Source organism: Methanobrevibacter sp. UBA417, assembly GCF_002508845.1.
GTDB classification, from domain to species: Archaea; Methanobacteriota; Methanobacteria; order Methanobacteriales; family Methanobacteriaceae; genus Methanobrevibacter_A; species Methanobrevibacter_A acididurans.
In genome coordinates this window covers 1-2,583 of record NZ_DAZC01000001.1, presented here as the reverse complement: position 1 = coordinate 2,583, position 2,583 = coordinate 1, and the positions used below count along the sequence as shown (strand labels likewise).

Below are 2,583 nucleotides of genomic sequence, written 5' to 3'. Positions count from 1 at the left end.
ATTTAATACACTCCTTTAGTTTTTTTAATTTTCCTTAATTCTGGTTTGCATGGTCCACAATTATAGCAACCGTCTTGTTCACACCATGGTGTTAATTCATTATTTAATATTTTATTATATTCCTCTTTTAAGAATTCTTTATTTGCACGTACATTTATATTATCCCATGGTAATTTATCATTTAATTCATAGGATGGTATATTGTTTAACCAATCTTGGGTACTGAGTTTCACGATTAATGATTGTTCTAGGAGTTTACCTGTGTTATGGTCTCCGCATGCTAAGATGTATTGGATTAAACCCATTCGTGCACTGCTAAATTTAATATTAAGGTGTCCTAACTCTTTTTTTAAGTGTTTTATTTTTTTCTTATTGGATTTCATATCATAAGGATACCATTGAAGTGGTGTGTGAGGTTTTGGAATTACAGGGTTAATACTGAAACTCATCTTACCTATAGAATTATCACTTCCAGATGTGATATTATCACTACTTACTGTTTTATTTTTAATTTCCTTAGGCAAGTTATTGATTTTTTTAATGTATCCTATTAACTCTTCAATATCTTCATCAGTTTCTGTAGGTAAACCTATTAAAAAATAGAATTTTAAGTTAAAACCTAAACTAAGAGCATCACTAACAAGATTAAAAATCTCCTCATCACTAATATCCTTATTCATCCTGACTCTCAGTCGATAAATACTCTCAGGCGCAATAGTCAAAGTCTTTAAACCACTACGCTTCAAACTAACAAGAATATTATGAGTAATAGATTCAATACGCATACTAGGAACACTAATCTCAAAACCCCTACTTTCTAACTCTCCTATTAAATCTTCAATATGAGAATAATCACTAACAGCTGCACCAATAAAAGCAACCCGATTTAAACCATACTGATTCTTAACATTTTCACAATACTCAACAAGACTCTTAACACTACGCTCCCTTTGAGGCCTATACAAGTAACTACTCATACAAAACCTACAACCACGACTACAACCACGACTAATATTTAAAAGTATAGCCTCACCAAAAACAGGACTAAAATCAGGATTATCAGTCTCAGTAATAATAGGATTCCGGGAATAATAAGCCTGATTCATATTATCAACAATCTCTAAATCCACACTACCCTCACTAATTCCTGGAAGATAAACACCACTAATTTTACTTAAACTCTCTAATTGACTATGAGGATTAACCATAAATGCAAAACGATTAAAAACCTTATCTAAAATCTCTTCACCTTCACCAATAATGAAAATATCAATATAATCACTTAAAACACTAGGATTACTACTAGCACAAGGACCACCAGCCATAATAATTGGAAAATTATCCCCACGATCCTCACGTCTTAAAGGTATACCAGCATCATCCAACATTTTAAGAACATTAAAATAATCCTCCTCATACTGCAAACTGAAAGCTATAACATCAAAATCATGTAAAGGACTACCAGTCTCAATACTACGTGTAAAAGGCATCACCACACGTTCACAATACATATCAATACGATCATTTAACATTCCATAAACAATTTGATACCCAAGATTACTCATAGCAGTCTTATAATCATTAGGATAAGTAAGAGCAACCCTTACATCCACTTGCATTGGATTTTTTTCAAAAAAATTCTTCTCATATAACATAAAAAATTACTACACTAAAATTTTGCTTTTTAAAAAAGTAGGATTTAAAAAAAAAGTTAAAAAAAAATAAAGGGAAAAAATAAGATTATAAAAATAAATGTTTTATTTTAATTGATATAAGAAGCCATGTTTCCCTTTAAGACTAATTAAACCAATAAAATTTGCATTTAATAAGTTTTCAATAAAATCCACATCTTCATCATTAACTTCAATATCCTTTATATCATGCTCAGAGTATAAAAAAATATTATTATCACCATAAAATTCATAACCAAATCTTCTAATATAATCATATTTCTGATTAATATACTCCTTAAGTTTAGATTCAGCATCACTATCTAGCTTATTCATAAATAAAACATTCTCCCTAAAAAAATTAAATCCTATTTAATTATATATCATTACCTAAAATATTTTTTTAAAATTATAATTATTTATATTATTAGATTCTCATTATATTAAAAATTATTCATAAAAAAAATAGTAGTTAAGGGGAAAATGTTTCATTTTCCTTTAAATTTTAATTAATATCCGTTACAATATGAGCACTTTCAACACCATTTACAGTACCATTTTTAACACTGCAATTAAATGGTTCAGTCCAATTACCCTTATTAACTTTATATAACTTATAAACAGTTTCCCTACTAGTAAAATAATAAGTTTGCCCATCACTACTATTCAAACTAGCAATATAAACACCATTATTATTCTCCTTAATCACATGGATACCATTACCAACTTCACTAGATGGAGTAACCGTCATATCATGAGGTAAATCCGGATTATTATTAACACTACTGGTGTCAGTTGTCTCTGCTTCTTCGTGAGGTATAACTACACTTAAAAACAATGCAGATATAGCAATCACAATACAAATAACAATTATAGGCCCTACTAATTTTCTCATATTACCATTTCACTATAA

At 29.0% G+C, this 2,583-nt stretch carries 3 protein-coding genes; all 3 read right to left on the bottom strand.

The genetic code is table 11. From position 1 onward, the window contains the following. Positions 1-2: 2 nt before the first annotated feature. Positions 3-1,655 (bottom strand): radical SAM protein, encoded by a 1,653-nt coding sequence (locus BP769_RS00015; RefSeq protein WP_413861758.1) that lies wholly within the window; start codon positions 1,653-1,655, stop codon positions 3-5. Positions 1,656-1,757: 102 nt separating this feature from the next. Next, a complete protein-coding gene (locus BP769_RS00010) occupies positions 1,758-2,006 on the bottom strand; it encodes a hypothetical protein (protein ID WP_373845697.1) in 249 nt (82 codons plus the stop codon). 169 nt (positions 2,007-2,175) lie between these two features. Further along, positions 2,176-2,565 (bottom strand): hypothetical protein, encoded by a 390-nt coding sequence (locus BP769_RS00005; RefSeq protein WP_413823628.1) that lies wholly within the window; start codon positions 2,563-2,565, stop codon positions 2,176-2,178. Positions 2,566-2,583: the final 18 nt, after the last annotated feature.

Coding starts and splice junctions, on each gene's coding strand:
- BP769_RS00015 (WP_413861758.1), bottom strand. CDS start 1,655: ATGTTATATGAGAAGAATTTTTTTGAAAAAAATCCAATGCAAGTGGAT.
- BP769_RS00010 (WP_373845697.1), bottom strand. CDS start 2,006: ATGAATAAGCTAGATAGTGATGCTGAATCTAAACTTAAGGAGTATATT.
- BP769_RS00005 (WP_413823628.1), bottom strand. CDS start 2,565: ATGAGAAAATTAGTAGGGCCTATAATTGTTATTTGTATTGTGATTGCT.